This window comes from Aeromonas sp. R4-2 (assembly GCF_040908295.1).
Classification (GTDB): Bacteria; Pseudomonadota; Gammaproteobacteria; order Enterobacterales; family Aeromonadaceae; genus Aeromonas; species Aeromonas veronii.
Genome location: NZ_JBFODL010000009.1, coordinates 222,248 through 237,808 on the forward strand (window position 1 = coordinate 222,248; position 15,561 = coordinate 237,808).

The 15,561-nt window shown below is 56.9% G+C and carries 12 protein-coding genes; 10 read left to right on the forward strand and 2 right to left on the reverse strand.

The features are described 5' to 3' along the window. Positions 1-257 precede the first annotated feature (257 nt). From AB5Y99_RS06120 to rmf, 9 genes are all read left to right on the forward strand, one after another. A complete protein-coding gene (locus AB5Y99_RS06120; RefSeq protein ID WP_107682981.1) occupies positions 258-5,096 on the forward strand; it encodes an NAD-glutamate dehydrogenase in 4,839 nt (1,612 codons plus the stop codon). Between the two features lie 77 nt (positions 5,097-5,173). Beyond that, entirely contained in the window at positions 5,174-6,184 is a 1,011-nt protein-coding gene (gene pyrD, locus AB5Y99_RS06125) for a quinone-dependent dihydroorotate dehydrogenase (RefSeq protein WP_107682980.1), read from the forward strand. A 90-nt stretch (positions 6,185-6,274) separates the two neighbouring features. Next, positions 6,275-6,811 (forward strand): cell division protein ZapC, encoded by a 537-nt coding sequence (locus tag AB5Y99_RS06130; protein ID WP_107682979.1) that lies wholly within the window; start codon positions 6,275-6,277, stop codon positions 6,809-6,811. Between the two features lie 380 nt (positions 6,812-7,191). Continuing rightward, on the forward strand, positions 7,192-7,455 hold the full coding sequence (locus AB5Y99_RS06135; RefSeq protein ID WP_368209032.1) for a type B 50S ribosomal protein L31: 264 nt from the start codon (positions 7,192-7,194) through the stop codon (positions 7,453-7,455). Further along, on the forward strand, positions 7,456-7,581 hold the full coding sequence (ykgO, locus tag AB5Y99_RS06140; protein ID WP_005336596.1) for a type B 50S ribosomal protein L36: 126 nt from the start codon (positions 7,456-7,458) through the stop codon (positions 7,579-7,581). Between the two features lie 140 nt (positions 7,582-7,721). Then, on the forward strand, positions 7,722-9,899 hold the full coding sequence (gene rlmKL, locus AB5Y99_RS06145; protein ID WP_368209034.1) for a bifunctional 23S rRNA (guanine(2069)-N(7))-methyltransferase RlmK/23S rRNA (guanine(2445)-N(2))-methyltransferase RlmL: 2,178 nt from the start codon (positions 7,722-7,724) through the stop codon (positions 9,897-9,899). After that, positions 9,899-10,129 carry a glutaredoxin family protein gene (locus AB5Y99_RS06150; protein ID WP_139741224.1) on the forward strand — a complete coding sequence of 77 codons (231 nt, stop codon included), beginning with the start codon at positions 9,899-9,901 and terminating at the stop codon, positions 10,127-10,129. Before rlmKL ends, AB5Y99_RS06150 begins: the two co-directional genes overlap by 1 nt. 73 nt (positions 10,130-10,202) lie before the next feature. Continuing rightward, positions 10,203-12,116, forward strand: a complete 1,914-nt coding sequence (locus AB5Y99_RS06155) for an ABC transporter ATP-binding protein (protein ID WP_204477079.1) — start codon at positions 10,203-10,205, stop codon at positions 12,114-12,116. Between the two features lie 161 nt (positions 12,117-12,277). Further along, the gene (gene rmf / locus AB5Y99_RS06160; RefSeq protein ID WP_010674759.1) at positions 12,278-12,454 is read left to right on the forward strand and encodes a ribosome modulation factor; all 177 of its coding nucleotides are present in this window, start codon (positions 12,278-12,280) and stop codon (positions 12,452-12,454) included. 84 nt (positions 12,455-12,538) lie between these two features. On the opposite strand, the gene fabA is transcribed toward rmf, so the two are convergent. Beyond that, positions 12,539-13,078 (reverse strand): 3-hydroxyacyl-[acyl-carrier-protein] dehydratase FabA, encoded by a 540-nt coding sequence (gene fabA, locus AB5Y99_RS06165; RefSeq protein WP_196783564.1) that lies wholly within the window; start codon positions 13,076-13,078, stop codon positions 12,539-12,541. A 98-nt stretch (positions 13,079-13,176) separates the two neighbouring features. After that, positions 13,177-15,153: a Lon protease family protein gene (locus tag AB5Y99_RS06170; RefSeq protein WP_069554855.1), complete on the reverse strand. Its 1,977-nt coding sequence runs from the start codon at positions 15,151-15,153 to the stop codon at positions 13,177-13,179. A 129-nt stretch (positions 15,154-15,282) separates the two neighbouring features. Between AB5Y99_RS06170 and AB5Y99_RS06175 the strand changes: the two genes are divergently transcribed. Then, on the forward strand, positions 15,283-15,546 hold the full coding sequence (locus AB5Y99_RS06175; protein ID WP_323892238.1) for a hypothetical protein: 264 nt from the start codon (positions 15,283-15,285) through the stop codon (positions 15,544-15,546). Positions 15,547-15,561 lie beyond the last annotated feature (15 nt).

The window sequence follows — 15,561 nt, forward strand, 5'->3', positions numbered from 1 at the left end:
ACTGTTTATCTGCTTTGCGTCACTATCCATCCGGTAAACTGGCACAAAGGTAGTGGGAATTTCTGTATTTTTGGTTATTTGCAAAATTTATCACAGTTTAAGCCGTGATCTGCACCTTGTTTTTAACATCTCGTTAGCACCTTTCCTCGCCTTCCCTTAGCCAAGCCATTACACTTCGCAACAACTCTGCACCAGCGGGTAACCAGGGTGGTTACCTCTGCGTCGGTGGTTAATGTCGTCCGATAAGGAATATAAAAATGGCATTGAAAGACGCCCCTACCTCAGTTCTGCTCGAAAACGTTCTCAGCCTGATCCATCAGAAGTTGCCCAAAAACAGTGCCTCTCTGGTCGAGCGCTTCGTTGCCAAGTTCTACGGCAACATGGCGAGCTCCGACCTGCACGATCGCAATGACAGCGATCTCTATGGCGCGGCCCTGAGCCTGTGGAATGCCCTCAATCAGCGCAGCGGTACCGATCCCTACATCCGGGTCTACAATCCCGAGCTGACCCGTCACGGCTGGCAATCGCCCCATACCATCGTCGAGGTGATCCTGCAGGACTCGCCCTTCCTGGTGGACTCCATCCGGATGGCGCTAAAACGGCTCAATATCACCGCCCACATGATGCTGCACCAACCGCTGCACCTCATTCGTGGAGCGGATGGCAAGATTGACGCCATTCTGGAGCTCGACAACACCGACGGGCAGACCTCGGTTGAAACGGCATTCCTTATCGAGATCGATCACCTCACCAGCGAGGAGCAGATGGCCGCGCTGGCTGCCGAGCTCAACTCGGTGGCTAGTGAAGTGGCACTGGCAGTCGGCGACTGGCAGCCCATGCTGGCCAAGCTCAATGAGATCATTGACGAACTGCCCAAGCGCAAGCACCCGGTCAGCAAGGAGGAGGTGGCCTCCTGCGTTGCTTTCCTCAAATGGGTGGCTGCCCACAACTTCACCCTGATGGGTTATCGCCGTTACGACGTCAAGGCGGTGGAGGGGGATCACGAGATCCTGCCGCAGGCGAGCTCCAGCCTGGGGCTGATGAAAAACTCCATCAAGGAGGTGGGTCAGCGCCTTGGCAACATGCCAGCCAGCGCCCGTCACGCCGCCCTGAGTTCTGATCTGCTGATCCTCACCAAATCCAACAGCAAGTCCCGGGTGCACCGTCCGGCTTATGTGGATTACATTGGCATCAAGCGCTTTGACGAGCATGGCAAGGTGATCGGGGAAGATCGCTTCATCGGTCTCTACGCCTCTTCCATCTACAACACCAGCGCGACCCAGATCCCGCTCATCAGCCATCGACTCGAGCGCATAATGGCCGCCTCCGGTCACGAGAAGGGCTCCCACGCCTACAAGGCGCTGCTGAACGTATTGGAAACCTATCCCCGTGACGAACTGATCCAGGCCCGCGAAGAGGAGCTGTTGGCTACCGGCCTTGGGGTGCTGGAGATGCAGGAGCGGGACATGCTGCGGCTATTCGTGCGCCGGGATGTCTATGGTCGCTTCTTCTCCTGCATGGTCTATGTCACCAAGGAGCGCTACAACACGGCGCTGCGGATCAAGACCCAGCAAATTTTGCAGAAATATTTTGGCAGCAATGAAGAGGTGGAGTTCAACGTCTACTTCACCGAAGGCGTGCTGGCGCGGACCCACTACATAGTGCGGGTCAACAACAACAACGTGGATGTGGATGTGAACGAAGTACAGAATAACCTGATTGAAGCGGCCCGCAGCTGGGACGACAGACTCGACTCCGTGCTGCTTTCCCATTATGGCGAGGCTCGTGGCAACGAGCTGCGACGCCGTTTTAGCACCGCATTCCCTCGCGCTTACAAGGAGGATGTGCTGCCAGGCTCGGCCGTGGCCGATATCATGGCGCTCGATAACCTGAGCGAAGCCGAGCCGCTGGGGATGCTGTTCTACCGCGCGCAGGAGGAGGAGAACGACCGTCGGGTACGGCTCAAGCTGTTCCATCGCACCGAGCCCATTCACCTCTCCGATGTGCTGCCGATGCTGGAGAACATGGGGCTGCGGGTGATCGGCGAGACCCCGTATCAGGTACGCACTCCGGCTGGCGATCTGTTCTGGATCCTCGACTTCTCCATGTTGCTGCACGGCGAGCAGCCCTTTGATCTGGCCCAGAGCCAGCAGCGCTTCCAGCAGGCGTTTGCCGCCATCTGGAACAAGCAGCTGGAAGATGACGGCTTCAACCGGCTGGTATTGGGGGCGGGCCTCACTGGCCGTCAGGTCTCGGTGCTGCGCGCCTATGCCAAATACATGCGCCAGACCGGCGTCTCCTTCAGCCAGTCCTATATCGAAGAGACCCTGACCCGTTACCCTGATATCGCCCAGCTGCTGTTTACCCTGTTCGAGCAGCGTCTCGACCCGGCTGGCAAGCAGGATGCCAAAGCAGAAGCCAAGTTGCACGAGGAGCTTGCCACCAAGCTGGATCAGGTGGCCAACCTGGACGACGATCGCATCATTCGCCGCTATGTGGAGATGATCGATGCCACCCTGCGCACCAACTACTACCAGCTGGACAAGGCGGGCAACATCAAGCCCTACATCTCCTTCAAACTGGCTCCCTCCAGCATTGCCGACATGCCGCTGCCGCTGCCGAAATTCGAGATCTTCGTCTATTCGCCACGGGTGGAAGGGGTGCATTTGCGCTGGGGTAAAGTGGCCCGTGGCGGCCTGCGCTGGTCAGATCGAAAAGAGGACTTCCGCACCGAGGTATTGGGTTTGGTGAAAGCCCAGCAGGTCAAGAACACCGTCATCGTGCCGGTGGGGGCCAAGGGCGGTTTCTACTGCAAGCAGATGCCTGTGGGGGCGCCCCGTGCCGTCATCCAGGAGGAGGGCAAGGCCTGTTATCGCCTGTTTATCCGCGGCCTGCTCGATGTGACCGACAACATCATCGGCGGCGAGGTGATCCCGCCCAAATCCGTGGTGCGTCACGATGAGGATGACTACTACCTGGTAGTCGCCGCAGACAAGGGCACAGCCACCTTCTCGGATATTGCCAACGAGATCAGCCTCGAATACGGTCACTGGCTCGGCGATGCATTCGCCTCCGGCGGCTCGGTCGGTTACGACCACAAGAAGATGGGCATCACCGCCCGTGGTGCCTGGGAGTCGGTCAAGCGGCATTTTCGTGAAATTGGCGTCAACTGCCAGACCACCGACTTCACTTGCGTGGGGATTGGGGACATGGCCGGCGACGTGTTCGGCAACGGCATGCTGCTCTCCGAGCATACCCGGCTGGTGGGTGCGTTCAACCACATGCACATCTTCGTTGACCCCATTCCGGATGCGGCAAAGAGCTTTGTCGAACGCCAGCGCCTGTTCGATCTGCCGGGTTCCAGCTGGGATGACTACAACCGGGAGCTGATATCACAAGGGGGTGGCATCTTCCTGCGCTCTGCCAAATCCATCAAGCTGAGCCCCGAGATGCAGACCCTGCTAGGTACCGACAAGACCAGCATGGCCCCAAACGAGCTGATCAAGGCGCTGCTTTGCCTCAATGTCGACCTGTTGTGGAACGGCGGCATCGGCACCTATGTGAAGAGCGCTCGCGAGAGCGATGGGGAAGTGGGCGATCGCAGCAACGATGCACTGCGGGTCAATGGTCGCGATCTGCGGGCCCGTATCGTGGGCGAGGGGGGTAACCTCGGCTTTACCCAGCTTGGTCGGGTGGAGTACGCCAGTCAGGGCGGTCGCATCAACACCGATTTTACCGACAACGTGGGCGGGGTGGATTGCTCTGATAACGAGGTGAACATCAAGATCCTGCTGAACCAGTTGGTGGCCGCAGGGGATCTGACCCTCAAGCAGCGTAACCAGATGCTCTATGAGATGACCGACGACGTGGCGCAGATCGTGATCACCAACGCCTATCGCCAGTCCCAGTCCATCTCGGTCACCAGCTTCCGCGGCTCTGAACAACTGAAAGAGCAACAGCGCTTTATTCAGGGGCTGGAGCGGGAAGGCAAGCTCGATCGTGCGCTGGAGTTCCTGCCATCCGATGAGGAGCTTTCCGAGCGGATGGCGGCAGGGCAGGGACTGACCCGCCCCGAACTGGCGGTGTTGGTGGCCTACGGCAAGATGGTGCTGAAAGAGCAGCTTAACTGCCCGGAAGTGACCGACGAGCCCTTCCTCGCCAACATGCTGGTCACCAGCTTCCCGGCCAAGGTGCAGCAGCAGTTTGGTGCCCAGCTGGCCGATCACCCGCTACGCGGCGAGATCATCGCTACCCGGGTGGCCAACATGCTGGTTAACGACATGGGGCTCAACTTCGCCAGCCGGATGAAGGACGAGACCGGAGCCTCGGTCGCCGAAGTGGCTTGCTGCTTCGCCATGGCCCGCGAAGTGTTTGGTATGAACCAGCTGTGGCGCGATATAGAAGGGTGCGACAACCTGGTTGATGCCCAGACTCAGCTCGAGCTGATGTTCTACAGCCGCCGTATTGTGCGCCGTGCCACCCGCTGGTTCCTGCGCGCCCGCAATCGCAGCTGGAGCATCAGCGAGAACATCGCCTTCTTCCGCCCGGCGTTCGAGACCTTAGGGAAGCACCTTTACGAGGTGATGGATGAGAGCGAAGTGGCCGAGCATCGTCAGGCTGTTGCCAAGTGGATGGAGAAACAGGTGCCGGAGGCCATTGCCCGTCAGGTCGCCCATATGAGCAGCCTCTTCTCCAGCCTGGATCTGGCGCAGATTGCCGCGGAGCACAAGACCGATATCCTGCGCGCCGCCAATGTCTACTATCGCCTCGGAGCCAAACTGGATCTGCATTGGTTCCTCGACCAGATCAACCATCAGCCGGTCGGCAACCACTGGCAGGCGATGGCGCGAGCCTCCTTCCGCGAAGATCTGGACTGGCAGCAGCGCAGTCTCACTTCTGTGGTACTGGAAGGGTGCAAAGATCAGGGAGAATGCGCTACCATACTGGCCGACTGGATTTCGGAGCATGAGCAACTCTTGTCCCGTTGGACCCACATGTTGGCCGACTTCAAGACCACCAGCACTCACGAGTTCGCCAAGTTCTCGGTGGCCTTGCGAGAGTTGAACCTGCTCCAGTTGAATTGTCGGGCACTTTAATTGCCAGATTAAGGCATGACACCGACATTACACCCAAAGCCCCGGCCAGTTGCCGGGGCTTTCTTTAAGGAGCAAAGATGTTGTACCCCATCGCCAGGCATTTCCTGTTCAAACTCAATCCGGAACAGGCTCACGATCTCTCCATGAAATATTTGCCCCGCCTTCTCGGTACGCCACTCGATTGTTTCTTCCGCCAGAATTTGCCAAAACGCCCCGTCACTGTCATGGGGCTTTCTTTTGCCAATCCGGTGGGATTGGCAGCCGGTCTGGATAAAGATGGTGAGTGCATTGACGCGCTGGGCGCCATGGGATTTGGCTTTATCGAAGTCGGTACCGTCACCCCCAGACCCCAGAGCGGCAACGACAAGCCGCGCCTGTTCCGGGTTATTCCGGCAGAGGGGATCATCAACCGGATGGGATTCAACAACAAGGGGGTTGATCATCTGGTGGCCAAGGTAAAAGAGGCCAAATATCAGGGAGTCATCGGCATTAATATCGGCAAAAACAAAGACACTCCCATCGAACAGGGCAAGGATGATTACCTGATCTGCATGGACAAGGTTTATGATCATGCCGGTTATATTGCCGTCAATATCTCTTCCCCCAACACCCCGGGTTTGCGTTCGCTGCAATATGGCGAGGCGCTGGATGAATTGCTGGCCGCCCTCAAGGTGCGTCAGCAAGAGCTGGCCGCCCAATATAAAAAGTATGTGCCGCTGGCGGTTAAAATTGCCCCGGATTTAAGCCTTGAAGAAATAGATCAGGTGGCCGCTTCGCTGGTACGGAATGGTATTGATGGGGTTATCGCCACCAATACCACCCTCGAGCGCGAGATGATTTATGACATGCCCCACGCCGGTGAAGCGGGTGGCCTGAGTGGTCGTCCGCTGCAGCACAAGAGTACCGAGGTGATCCGCCATCTGGCCAAGGCGCTCAATGGTGCTCTGCCAATTATCGGGGTGGGTGGTGTTGATAGTGCCATGGCCGCCCGTGAAAAATTGGCCGCCGGTGCCAGTCTGGTACAAATTTATAGCGGCTTTATTTATAAAGGGCCGGGGCTGGTCAAAGAGATTGTGACCAATATTTAAGAAATAGATGGAGGAGCCCTTTATTTGACGTTGCTGATTTCCTGCATATGGAATAAAGTCAACTGGTAATTATCAAGTAAGGGCTCCAACATGTTTATCCAACCGACCGATAGCTGGCAATGGCACTATGATGCCCAGAGTGACCGTCTGATGTTGGACCTGTCTGATAACATGTTATTTGCGACCGAGTATAAAGGGCGACAATTGGTGCCCAGTTCGTTTGCAGCCCAGCCTTTTTGTGTCGATGATGCAGCCCTCTATTATCAGTTGATGGATAAAGCAGCCGAACTTGAGTGGAGTATTCCTCATCAGGTTCAGTTGGTGCTTAATGCCATCGCGGTCAGTCGCTTTTATAAACCTCTGATGCCGCAAAGCTGGTTTTTTAGTGAACAGCATCCGCAAGTGATCCCGCAAAACGGTGATCTGGTCTTGATGAATACACCCCATGGCAACGGCGAATTTATGGTCATTGAGGCAGGGGATCAGGCTAGCGTCTGTTTGAACCTCACTGCCGATCTGGTATTGACCACCAGTAAAACCTTGCCGCGTTTCGGGGTGATCAAGGTGATGAATAACCGGATGAAACCGCGTATTACCGTGACCGAGCAATATCGTCAGGTCAGTTGATATATTTTCATCAATCGTTTTATCTCTGTGATTACACCGCTGCCTGTTTTTACTGTGGTAACCTCCATAGTGCCTCGTTTCTGATACTTCATTGATCCGCGAACATCTTGCCCATTCTGATTGATCTTCATGGTTGTGATCCAGCCTCTCTTGAGGCTTGTTACATCCACTTGCACCCTGTGTTCTGACCCACGCTGTATCTTGGTCTTCGGTGCTGTAAGCATGGTGTCTCATTCTTGTTTCGTTCTGCTTGCGTAGTGCCTCCACCTCGCTATCAACACATCACTCACTGCTGCGATTTTCTTCATACGACATTTCATGCTTGAAACGAGAGCTATTCTCACTTACATTCTGTTATAACATAACAAAATGGAGTTGCTATGAAGCCTCATGTTCATCCGGATTATTGTTTGGTGCTGTTCCATGACACGGCAGCAGATGCCTTTTTCCTGGTCGGTTCAACCATCAAGAGCGATCGCCGCTACACGTGGCAAGACGGGAAGGAGTATCCCTATGTGTCGCTCGATGTTTCCAGCCAGTCGCACTCGTTCTATATCGGCAAGCAGAAGCAGGTATCGAGTGAGGGGAGTGTGGCCCGTTTCAACAAGCGCTTTGGCGCATTTTCAAGCAAGAAGGAGTCCTGAATGCAGGTCGTCTGTTCACTCAAATCCGCACGGGCGCGCCATCCCGATTGTCAGTTGGTGCGCCGCCGCGGCAAATTGTTCGTGATTTGCAAAAGCAATCCCCGTTTCAAGGCTCGTATGAAGTGATCCGCTAAATGATGTCTGGCCCCATGATCTCGCCATCAGGTGATCATGGGGTCTTTTACCTTTATCGCCCCCTATCAATCTGTTTCCATCCTGCTGTTTGCGCCGACTTTTGCATGCTCCAGCCCGCTTGATGAGGTATAATGCGGCACTATTTTTATGGGTTCCCCGTGAGCGTGATGAAAGAATTTTTTGCAACCTGCCCCAAGGGGCTGGAAAACCTGTTGGCCGACGAGCTGACCACCCTGGGCGCAGAGCAGGTCCGTGAGACCGTGGCTGGCGTCCACTTCAAAGGCGAACTGGCGATCGGCTACAAGGCCTGCCTGTGGAGCCGTTTTGCCTCCCGTATCGTGCTGGTGCTGTCCGAATTCCAGATGAACGACGATCTGGATCTCTATCTGGGCGCCCACACCATCCCCTGGGAAGAGCACTTCTCCGGTACCTCCACCATAGCGGTGGACTTTACCGGTACCAACCCCGCCATTCGCAATACCCAGTACGGCGCGTTGAAAATCAAGGATGCCATCGTCGATCGCTTCACCAAGCGCGGTCACGTGCGCCCGGATGTGGACAAGAAGTCGCCGGATATCCGCATCATGGCGCACCTGGGCAAAGGCAAGGCCAATATCACGCTGGACTTGTCAGGCCCGGCGCTGCACCAGCGTTTCTATCGTCAGGGCACAGGCGAAGCGCCGCTCAAAGAGAACCTGGCCTGCGCCATGATAGCCCGTAGCGGCTGGGCCGGTGAGCCCATGATGGACCCCATGTGCGGCTCCGGAACCCTGCTCATCGAAGCGGCCTTCATTGCTGCCGACATGGCGCCGGCCCTGCGCCGCGAGCGCTTCGGTTTTGATCGCTGGCTGCAACACGACAGCGCGCTGTGGCAGAGCCTGATGATGGAAGCCCAGGTGCGCGCCAAGCGCGGCATGCAGCGCTGCGAAGTGAAGCTGTTTGGCTGCGATGCCGACCCCCGCGTGCTGCTGAAGGCCCGCGATAACGCCAAGGCGGCCGGGGTGGCGCACCTGATTACCTTCAAGCAGGCCGAAGTCAGTGCACTGGATAACCCCTTGCCGATGGCTAGCGTCGAAGGAGAGGCCCGTCAGGTCGGCATGCTTATCTCCAACCCGCCCTATGGCGAGCGTCTTGGCGAATTCCCGGCGCTGCTGGAAGTGCACCAGGCCCTCGGCGATGCCCTGCGTCGCAGTTTCCAGGGCTGGCGCGTCTCCATTCTCTCTGCCTCGCCCGAGCTGTTGAGCTGTCTGCGTCTGCGTGCCGACAAGCAATATCGTCTGTTCAACGGGGCGCTCGAGTGTCAGCTGCGCAATTACCAGATTGCACTGGACTCCGTGGCATCTCAAAAAGAGGTGGCGCAGGACTTTGCCAACCGTCTGCGCAAGAATCTGAAAACCCTCGAGAAATGGGCCAACAAAGAGGGCATCGATTGCTATCGCCTCTACGATGCCGACTTGCCGGAATACAACGCTGCCATCGACCGCTATCAGGACTATCTGGTGGTGCAGGAATATGCCGCGCCCAAAGACATCCCCGCCCAGAAGACCCGTCAGCGTCTGCTCGACATGGTTCAGGCCGCCATCAAGGTGACCGGGATGGATGGCGAGAAGGTGATCCTGAAGGTGCGTGAGCGTCAGGAAGGGAAACAGCAGTATCAGAAGCTCTCCGAAGAGCAGCACCGGATGGAAGTGCAGGAGTACGGTGCCCGTCTGTGGGTCAACCTCTATGACTATCTGGATACCGGCCTGTTCCTTGACCATCGTCAGACTCGCCGCATGCTGGGTCAGATGGCCAAGGGCAAGCGCTTCCTGAACCTGTTTGCCTACACCGGCAGTGCCACCGTGCACGCAGGTCTTGGCGGTGCCAGCGAAACCACCACAGTCGACATGTCCCACACCTACCTGAACTGGGCGCAGGACAACATGCGTCTCAACTCGCTGGTGGGCCGTCAGCACAAGTTTGTGCAGGCCGATTGCCTGAAGTGGTTGTCTGAAGCCGATGATCAGTACGACCTCATCTTCATCGATCCGCCCACCTTCTCCAACTCCAAGCGGATGGACGAGAGCTTCGACGTACAGCGCGATCACCTGCTGCTGATGCAGCACCTGAAGCGCCTGCTGGCGGCGGACGGCACTCTGGTCTTCTCCAACAACAAGCGTCACTTCAAGATGGATCTGGCCGGTCTCGAGGCCACTGGTCTAAAGGCCCAAAACATCACCCAGAAGACGCGACCGAAGGATTTCGAGCGCAACCAGCACATCCACAACTGCTGGATCATCACCCATGCGCCGGAGCAAGGCGAGGCGTGATGCTGACCCTGTTTCATACCGATGGTTGCCACCTGTGCGAGCAGGCCTGGGCGCTGGTGGAGGAGGCTGGTCTTGCCACCGCCACCCGCCAGTGCGACATCATGGATGATGAGCAGTGGCTTGCCGCCTATCGGGTGCGCATTCCGGTGCTGCGTGACGAAGCAGGCCGCGAGCTCGGTTGGCCCTTCACGCTGGTGGAGCTCAAAAGCTGGGCCGCCCGTCAGGGGTGAGAGTGATTTGACGATAAAACGGGGGCAGACCCAGTCTGCTGCCCGTTTTTTTCATATGAAATAAGGAACACACATGGCTCTTTTAACATTGCACGGCGCATGTCTGTCGTTCAGTGATTTCCCGCTGCTCGACAATGCCGAATTGACCATCGAGCGGGGCGAGCGCCTCTGTCTGGTTGGCCGCAACGGGGCGGGCAAGTCCACTCTGATGAAGGTCATTGCCAGCGAATTGCCGCTGGACGACGGCCGCCTGGTGCTGCAGCAAGATTTGAAAGTGACCCGCCTTGAGCAGGATCCGCCTGCTTCCAGCGAGCTGACGGTGTTTGACTATGCCGCCGAAGGGCTGGCGGGGGTGGGGGAACTGCTCAAGCAATACCATCACATCTCCATGGAGCTGGCGAGCGATCCGTCAGACGCCAACATTCGCAAGATGAGCGAGTTGCAAGAGCAGCTCGATTATCAGAACGGCTGGCAGTTCGAGACCCGTATCAGTCAGGTGTTGACCCTGTTGGGGCTGGATCCTGACGTGACCCTTGACAGCCTCTCCGGCGGCTGGCTGCGCAAAGTGGCGCTGGCCCGTGCGCTGGCCTGCGATCCCGACTTGTTGCTGCTCGATGAGCCGACCAACCACCTGGATATCGAAGCCATCAACTGGCTGGAAGATTTCCTCAAGGATTTTCGCGGCGCCATCGTCTTTATCTCTCACGATCGGGAGTTCATCCACAAGCTGGCCACCCGGATCATCGATCTCGATCGCGGCGCCATCACCTCCTGGCCGGGCAACTACGACGAGTATCTGCAGGGGAAAGAGGAGTGGCTTAGGGTCGAAGAGCTGAAAAATGCCGAGTTCGACCGCAAACTGGCCCAGGAAGAGGTGTGGGTGCGTCAGGGTATCAAGGCTCGCCGTACCCGTAACGAAGGCCGGGTGCGCGCCCTTGAGGCGATGCGCATGGAGCGTTCCCAGCGCCGCGAGCTGCAGGGCAAGGCCAAGCTGCAACTGGACGAGGTCAATCGCTCCGGCAAGCTGGTGTTCGAGACCGAAGGGCTGGGGCTGGATTTTGGCGATCGCACCCTGTTCAAGGGGCTCGATCTGCAAGTGCTGCGTGGCGACAAGATTGCGCTGGTCGGCCCCAATGGCTGCGGCAAATCGACCCTGATCAAGCTGTTGCTGGGTCAGCTTGAGCCAACCCGTGGCACCGTCAAGGGGGGCACCAATCTGGAGGTGGCTTACTTCGATCAGTACCGCGAGCAGCTCGATCCCGAGCAGACAGTGGTGGACAACGTGGGGGAGGGTAAGCAGGAGGTGATGGTGCGTGGCCGCTCCCGTCACATTCTTGGTTACCTGCAGGACTTCCTGTTCGAGCCCAAGCGGGCCCGTACGCCGGTCAAGGCGCTCTCCGGTGGCGAGAAGAACCGGCTGCTGCTGGCCAAGCTGTTCCTCAAGCCCAGCAACCTGCTGATCCTCGATGAACCGACCAACGATCTGGATGTGGAAACCCTGGAACTGCTGGAAGAGCTGCTTTCCGACTACCCCGGCACCCTGCTGCTGGTGAGTCACGATCGTCGCTTCATCGACAACACAGTGACCGGCTGCTGGCTGTTTGAGGGGGATGGCCGCATCAGCGATTACGTGGGTGGTTACGCCGATATGATGGCGACCCGCGAACAGCAGAATGCCCAGCAACAGGCCAGGAGTGCACCGGTCAAGGCGCCCGAGCCGTTCGTTGCCACCGCGCCAGAAGCGCCGAAGAAGAGCAAGAAGCTCTCCTACAAGCTGCAGCTTGAACTGGAAGGGTTGCCTGCTCGTCTTGAGCAGCTGGAAGCCGAGCTGGATGCGCTGCAAAGCGAGATCAACCAGCCTGGGTTCTTCTCGCTGCCGGCAGATAAAACCCAGCCGAAACTCGATGCGCTCAATGCCGCTGAAGCCGCGCTGGAGCAGGCATTTGCTCGCTGGGAAGAGCTGGAAGGACTCAAAAATAAGGAGTAAGTTCCCTGTAATTAAAACTTAATCCAGTTCAGTGCCTTGTGTCACATAGCCCGGTTAGGGTGGAAGTTTTTGTTTGACCAGGTGCGCTCGCAGGAGTAAAGATGAAAGCGACCGATGCAGATTTGGTCGCTTTTTTTGTTCCACGAAGAGGGTCGTAGATGATGAAGAGACAGAAGCGGGACCGTCTGGAAAGAGCTCGTGCTCGTGGTTATCAGGCTGGCGTGGTCGGCAAACAGAAAGAAGCGTGTCCGTATCAATGCCTGGATGCCCGAGGGCATTGGCTTGGTGGTTGGCGTGACGCCATGGAAGGGCGGGGCTCAGGCCTCTTCATGAAGTAGCAGGTACTTCATCACTCATTACAAAAGGAAAGGGGCCGTTGTGGCCCCTTTGCGTTAATGCTGTTTTACCACCAATCAGAGAGATCAGAATGCGGTGGTATCTTTGAACAGGCCCACTTTCAGGTCGGTGGCGCTGTAGATCGGACGGCCGTCGACTTCGACCACACCATCAGCAATCCCCATCACCAGCTTGCGGTTGATGACGCGCTTGAAGGTGATCTTGTAGGTCACTTTCTTGGCAGTCGGCAGGATCTGGCCGGTGAATTTCACTTCACCCACGCCCAGAGCACGACCCTTGCCGGGGCCACCTTTCCAGCCCAGGAAGAAGCCGACGAGCTGCCACATGGCGTCCAGACCGAGACAGCCAGGCATCACAGGATCACCCGGGAAGTGGCAATCGAAGAACCAGAGATCCGGAGTAATGTCGAGCTCAGCCAGGATCTCGCCCTTGCCGTGTTCGCCGCCGTTGTCATTGATCTTGACGATGCGGTCCATCATCAACATGTTGGGGGCAGGCAGTTGACTGTTACCCTCACCAAACAGTTCGCCACGGCTGCAAGCCAGCAGCTCTTCACGGGTAAAAGAGTTCTTGCCCTGTTCGCACAGGGAAAGGCGGGCTTCCATGGTGGTATTGTCTACGGTCACGCGGTATTTCCTTCAAATGGGTCAAAGCTGGGCCAATTTAGCTTACAGTTGTTCGCTAAACAACTCCGATCACTTCATCAGCGGCCAAACAGGCGCCCCAGCAGGGATTGCAGCAGTCCGACTTTGGCAGTGGAGCCGTTCAACTCGTCCAACCGCTCCTGAATACGGCCAAACAGGGTATCGGGCATATCAGGCTCACCGGCGACACAGCCAGTGAGCAACTCGATGGCCTCTTCCACATGATCCACCGGGTGGATGTGGAACTGGCCCGCTTCAACCGCTGCAATCACCTCGTCAGAGAGGTTCAATTGCTGAATGTTGGTGCCCGGCAAAATGATCCCTTGCTTGCCGGTGATGCCGTGGATTTTGCACACCCGGAAGAAGCCTTCAATCTTCTCGTTGACGCCACCAACGGCCTGCACATTGCCAAACTGATCGACCGCACCGGTCACGGCGAAGTGCTGATAGATAGGCTGGCGGGCGAGGGCAGAGAGCAGGGCACACAAGCCGGTCAGGGATGCGCTGTCGCCATCAATTTCGTGGTAAGACTGCTCAAACACCAGATTGGCCGACAGGGGGGAGGGGTTCTCTGCACCAAATTTGTTGGAGAGATAGCCGTGGATAATCATCATCGCCTTGGCGTGGATATGACCGGCCAGCTCAGCTTTGCGCTCGATATCCGCCACATCGCCATCACCAAGGTGTACGGTAGCAGTGAGGCGCACCGGCTCGCCGAAGTCATAAGGGTGACCGGAGACCTGAATGACAGACAGGCCGTTGATCTGGCCAATCTCTTCGCCATCGGTTTGCAGCAGGATCTGGCCGTCGATAACCCCCTGATCGGACTGCTCAACCAGATAGTTGAGGCGGTAATCCTGCTCTTCCAGTGCGCCGCGAATATGTTCGTCGGTGACCACATCAGATTCCAGCTCCCGGGCTAGACTGTCAGCCATCCGCATGATGGCGGAGAGTTGCACTTCGGAGAGCGACAACCACTCCTGATGGTCACAGAGGCGGCTGGCATGACGACAAAGGGCGGCGAGGGCGGCTGGCGTGAAGTCCAGCAGGCTCCAGCGCTGGCGCAGCCAGGCCAGGTACTGCAGAAATTCCTGCAGATCCTCTTCAATATTCACCTCTGACACCAGATCCGCGCGCAGGAAGATGCGTTCGGACATATCCCGATCCAGCATCTGGAACTCGGCCACATCGAGTCGGTCACCCACCAGGATCAGCTTGAGCTTGATGGGGGTCGCTTCAGGCGCGAAGAAGGGGGTCAGGGTTTTCCCTTCCTGATAGGCGTTCCAGTCCAGCTCGCCTTTTTGCATGGCATTTTTCAGTTTGAACCAGAGATGCGGCTGATCCAGCAGCTCGTCCAGTTGCAAAATGAGGTAGCCGCCGTTGGCTTCGCGCAGTAAACCAGGCTCCAACAGGTGCTGATTGGCATACACAGAGCCTTGCTCGGTCTGGTAGTTGATGGAGCCAAACAGGGTATCCCAGTTGAGATCACGGCCATAAATTACCGGCGCTTCCTGCGCTTCGTGGTGGATCAGCAGGTTGATCAGAATAGGGTGCTGGAACTCCAGACCCAATGCCACGTGAGCCGCCAGATCGGAGAGGAAATCATCGATTTTCGGATCATTGTTCTGCTTGCGCATGATGCGGGTCACGATGCGTTCGGCATCGAGATGGTGGCTCAACAGCTTGAGCAGCTCGCCAACCATTTCGCAAAACTCAACGCCGGTGCCCGGTTGCAGGCGCAGCCAGATAGGCTTGTAGGGGTTGTTCAGATTCTCGGTGTAGCAGAGATCAAACAGGTCACCATCCTTGCCATTAGAGTCGGCGATCAGCGTCTGGCAAACGCCTTCGTAATCTGCGCCGGGGAATCCGTTGAGCAGCATGACCGGACAGTCACCATCAAAACTGGCAAGACGTTTGATGCCGGAAATGGCTCTGGGTTGCAGTGCAGCAAAGGGGATAGGTTCAAGCTCGCTAAGCTTGGTGAACTGTTCAATCGCAAAAGCGGGTTTTAATTGTTCTGATGTTAATTCAGCCACTTAAGACATCCGGTCGAAGATAGGATCAATTGTTGCCATTATACACAGTTCAATTAGTGGTGACAGGAAACAAGATATCTAATTTAACATAATATACATTATGCGCAATGACGAATGCAGGAGGACGAAATGAAGAGAACCGAACAATGGAGCCGCTTTGATGCGGTTGACTGCTTGGCCACTGAGGCCGATATGGTTGCCTATCTGAAGGCAGCCCTTGAAGATGGTGATCCGGCGCTGCTGAAAGTTGCGTTGGATTATGTAGAACGTGCTCGCGTAAAACTGAATGGTCAGCCGCGCTACACGCTGGAAGAACTGTTGGCTCAGTGTGACCCCAATGCCACGTCACCAGGTGAAATAGATTGGGGTCCAGATTATGGGAAAGAAATCTGAGATTGAATTAATCCC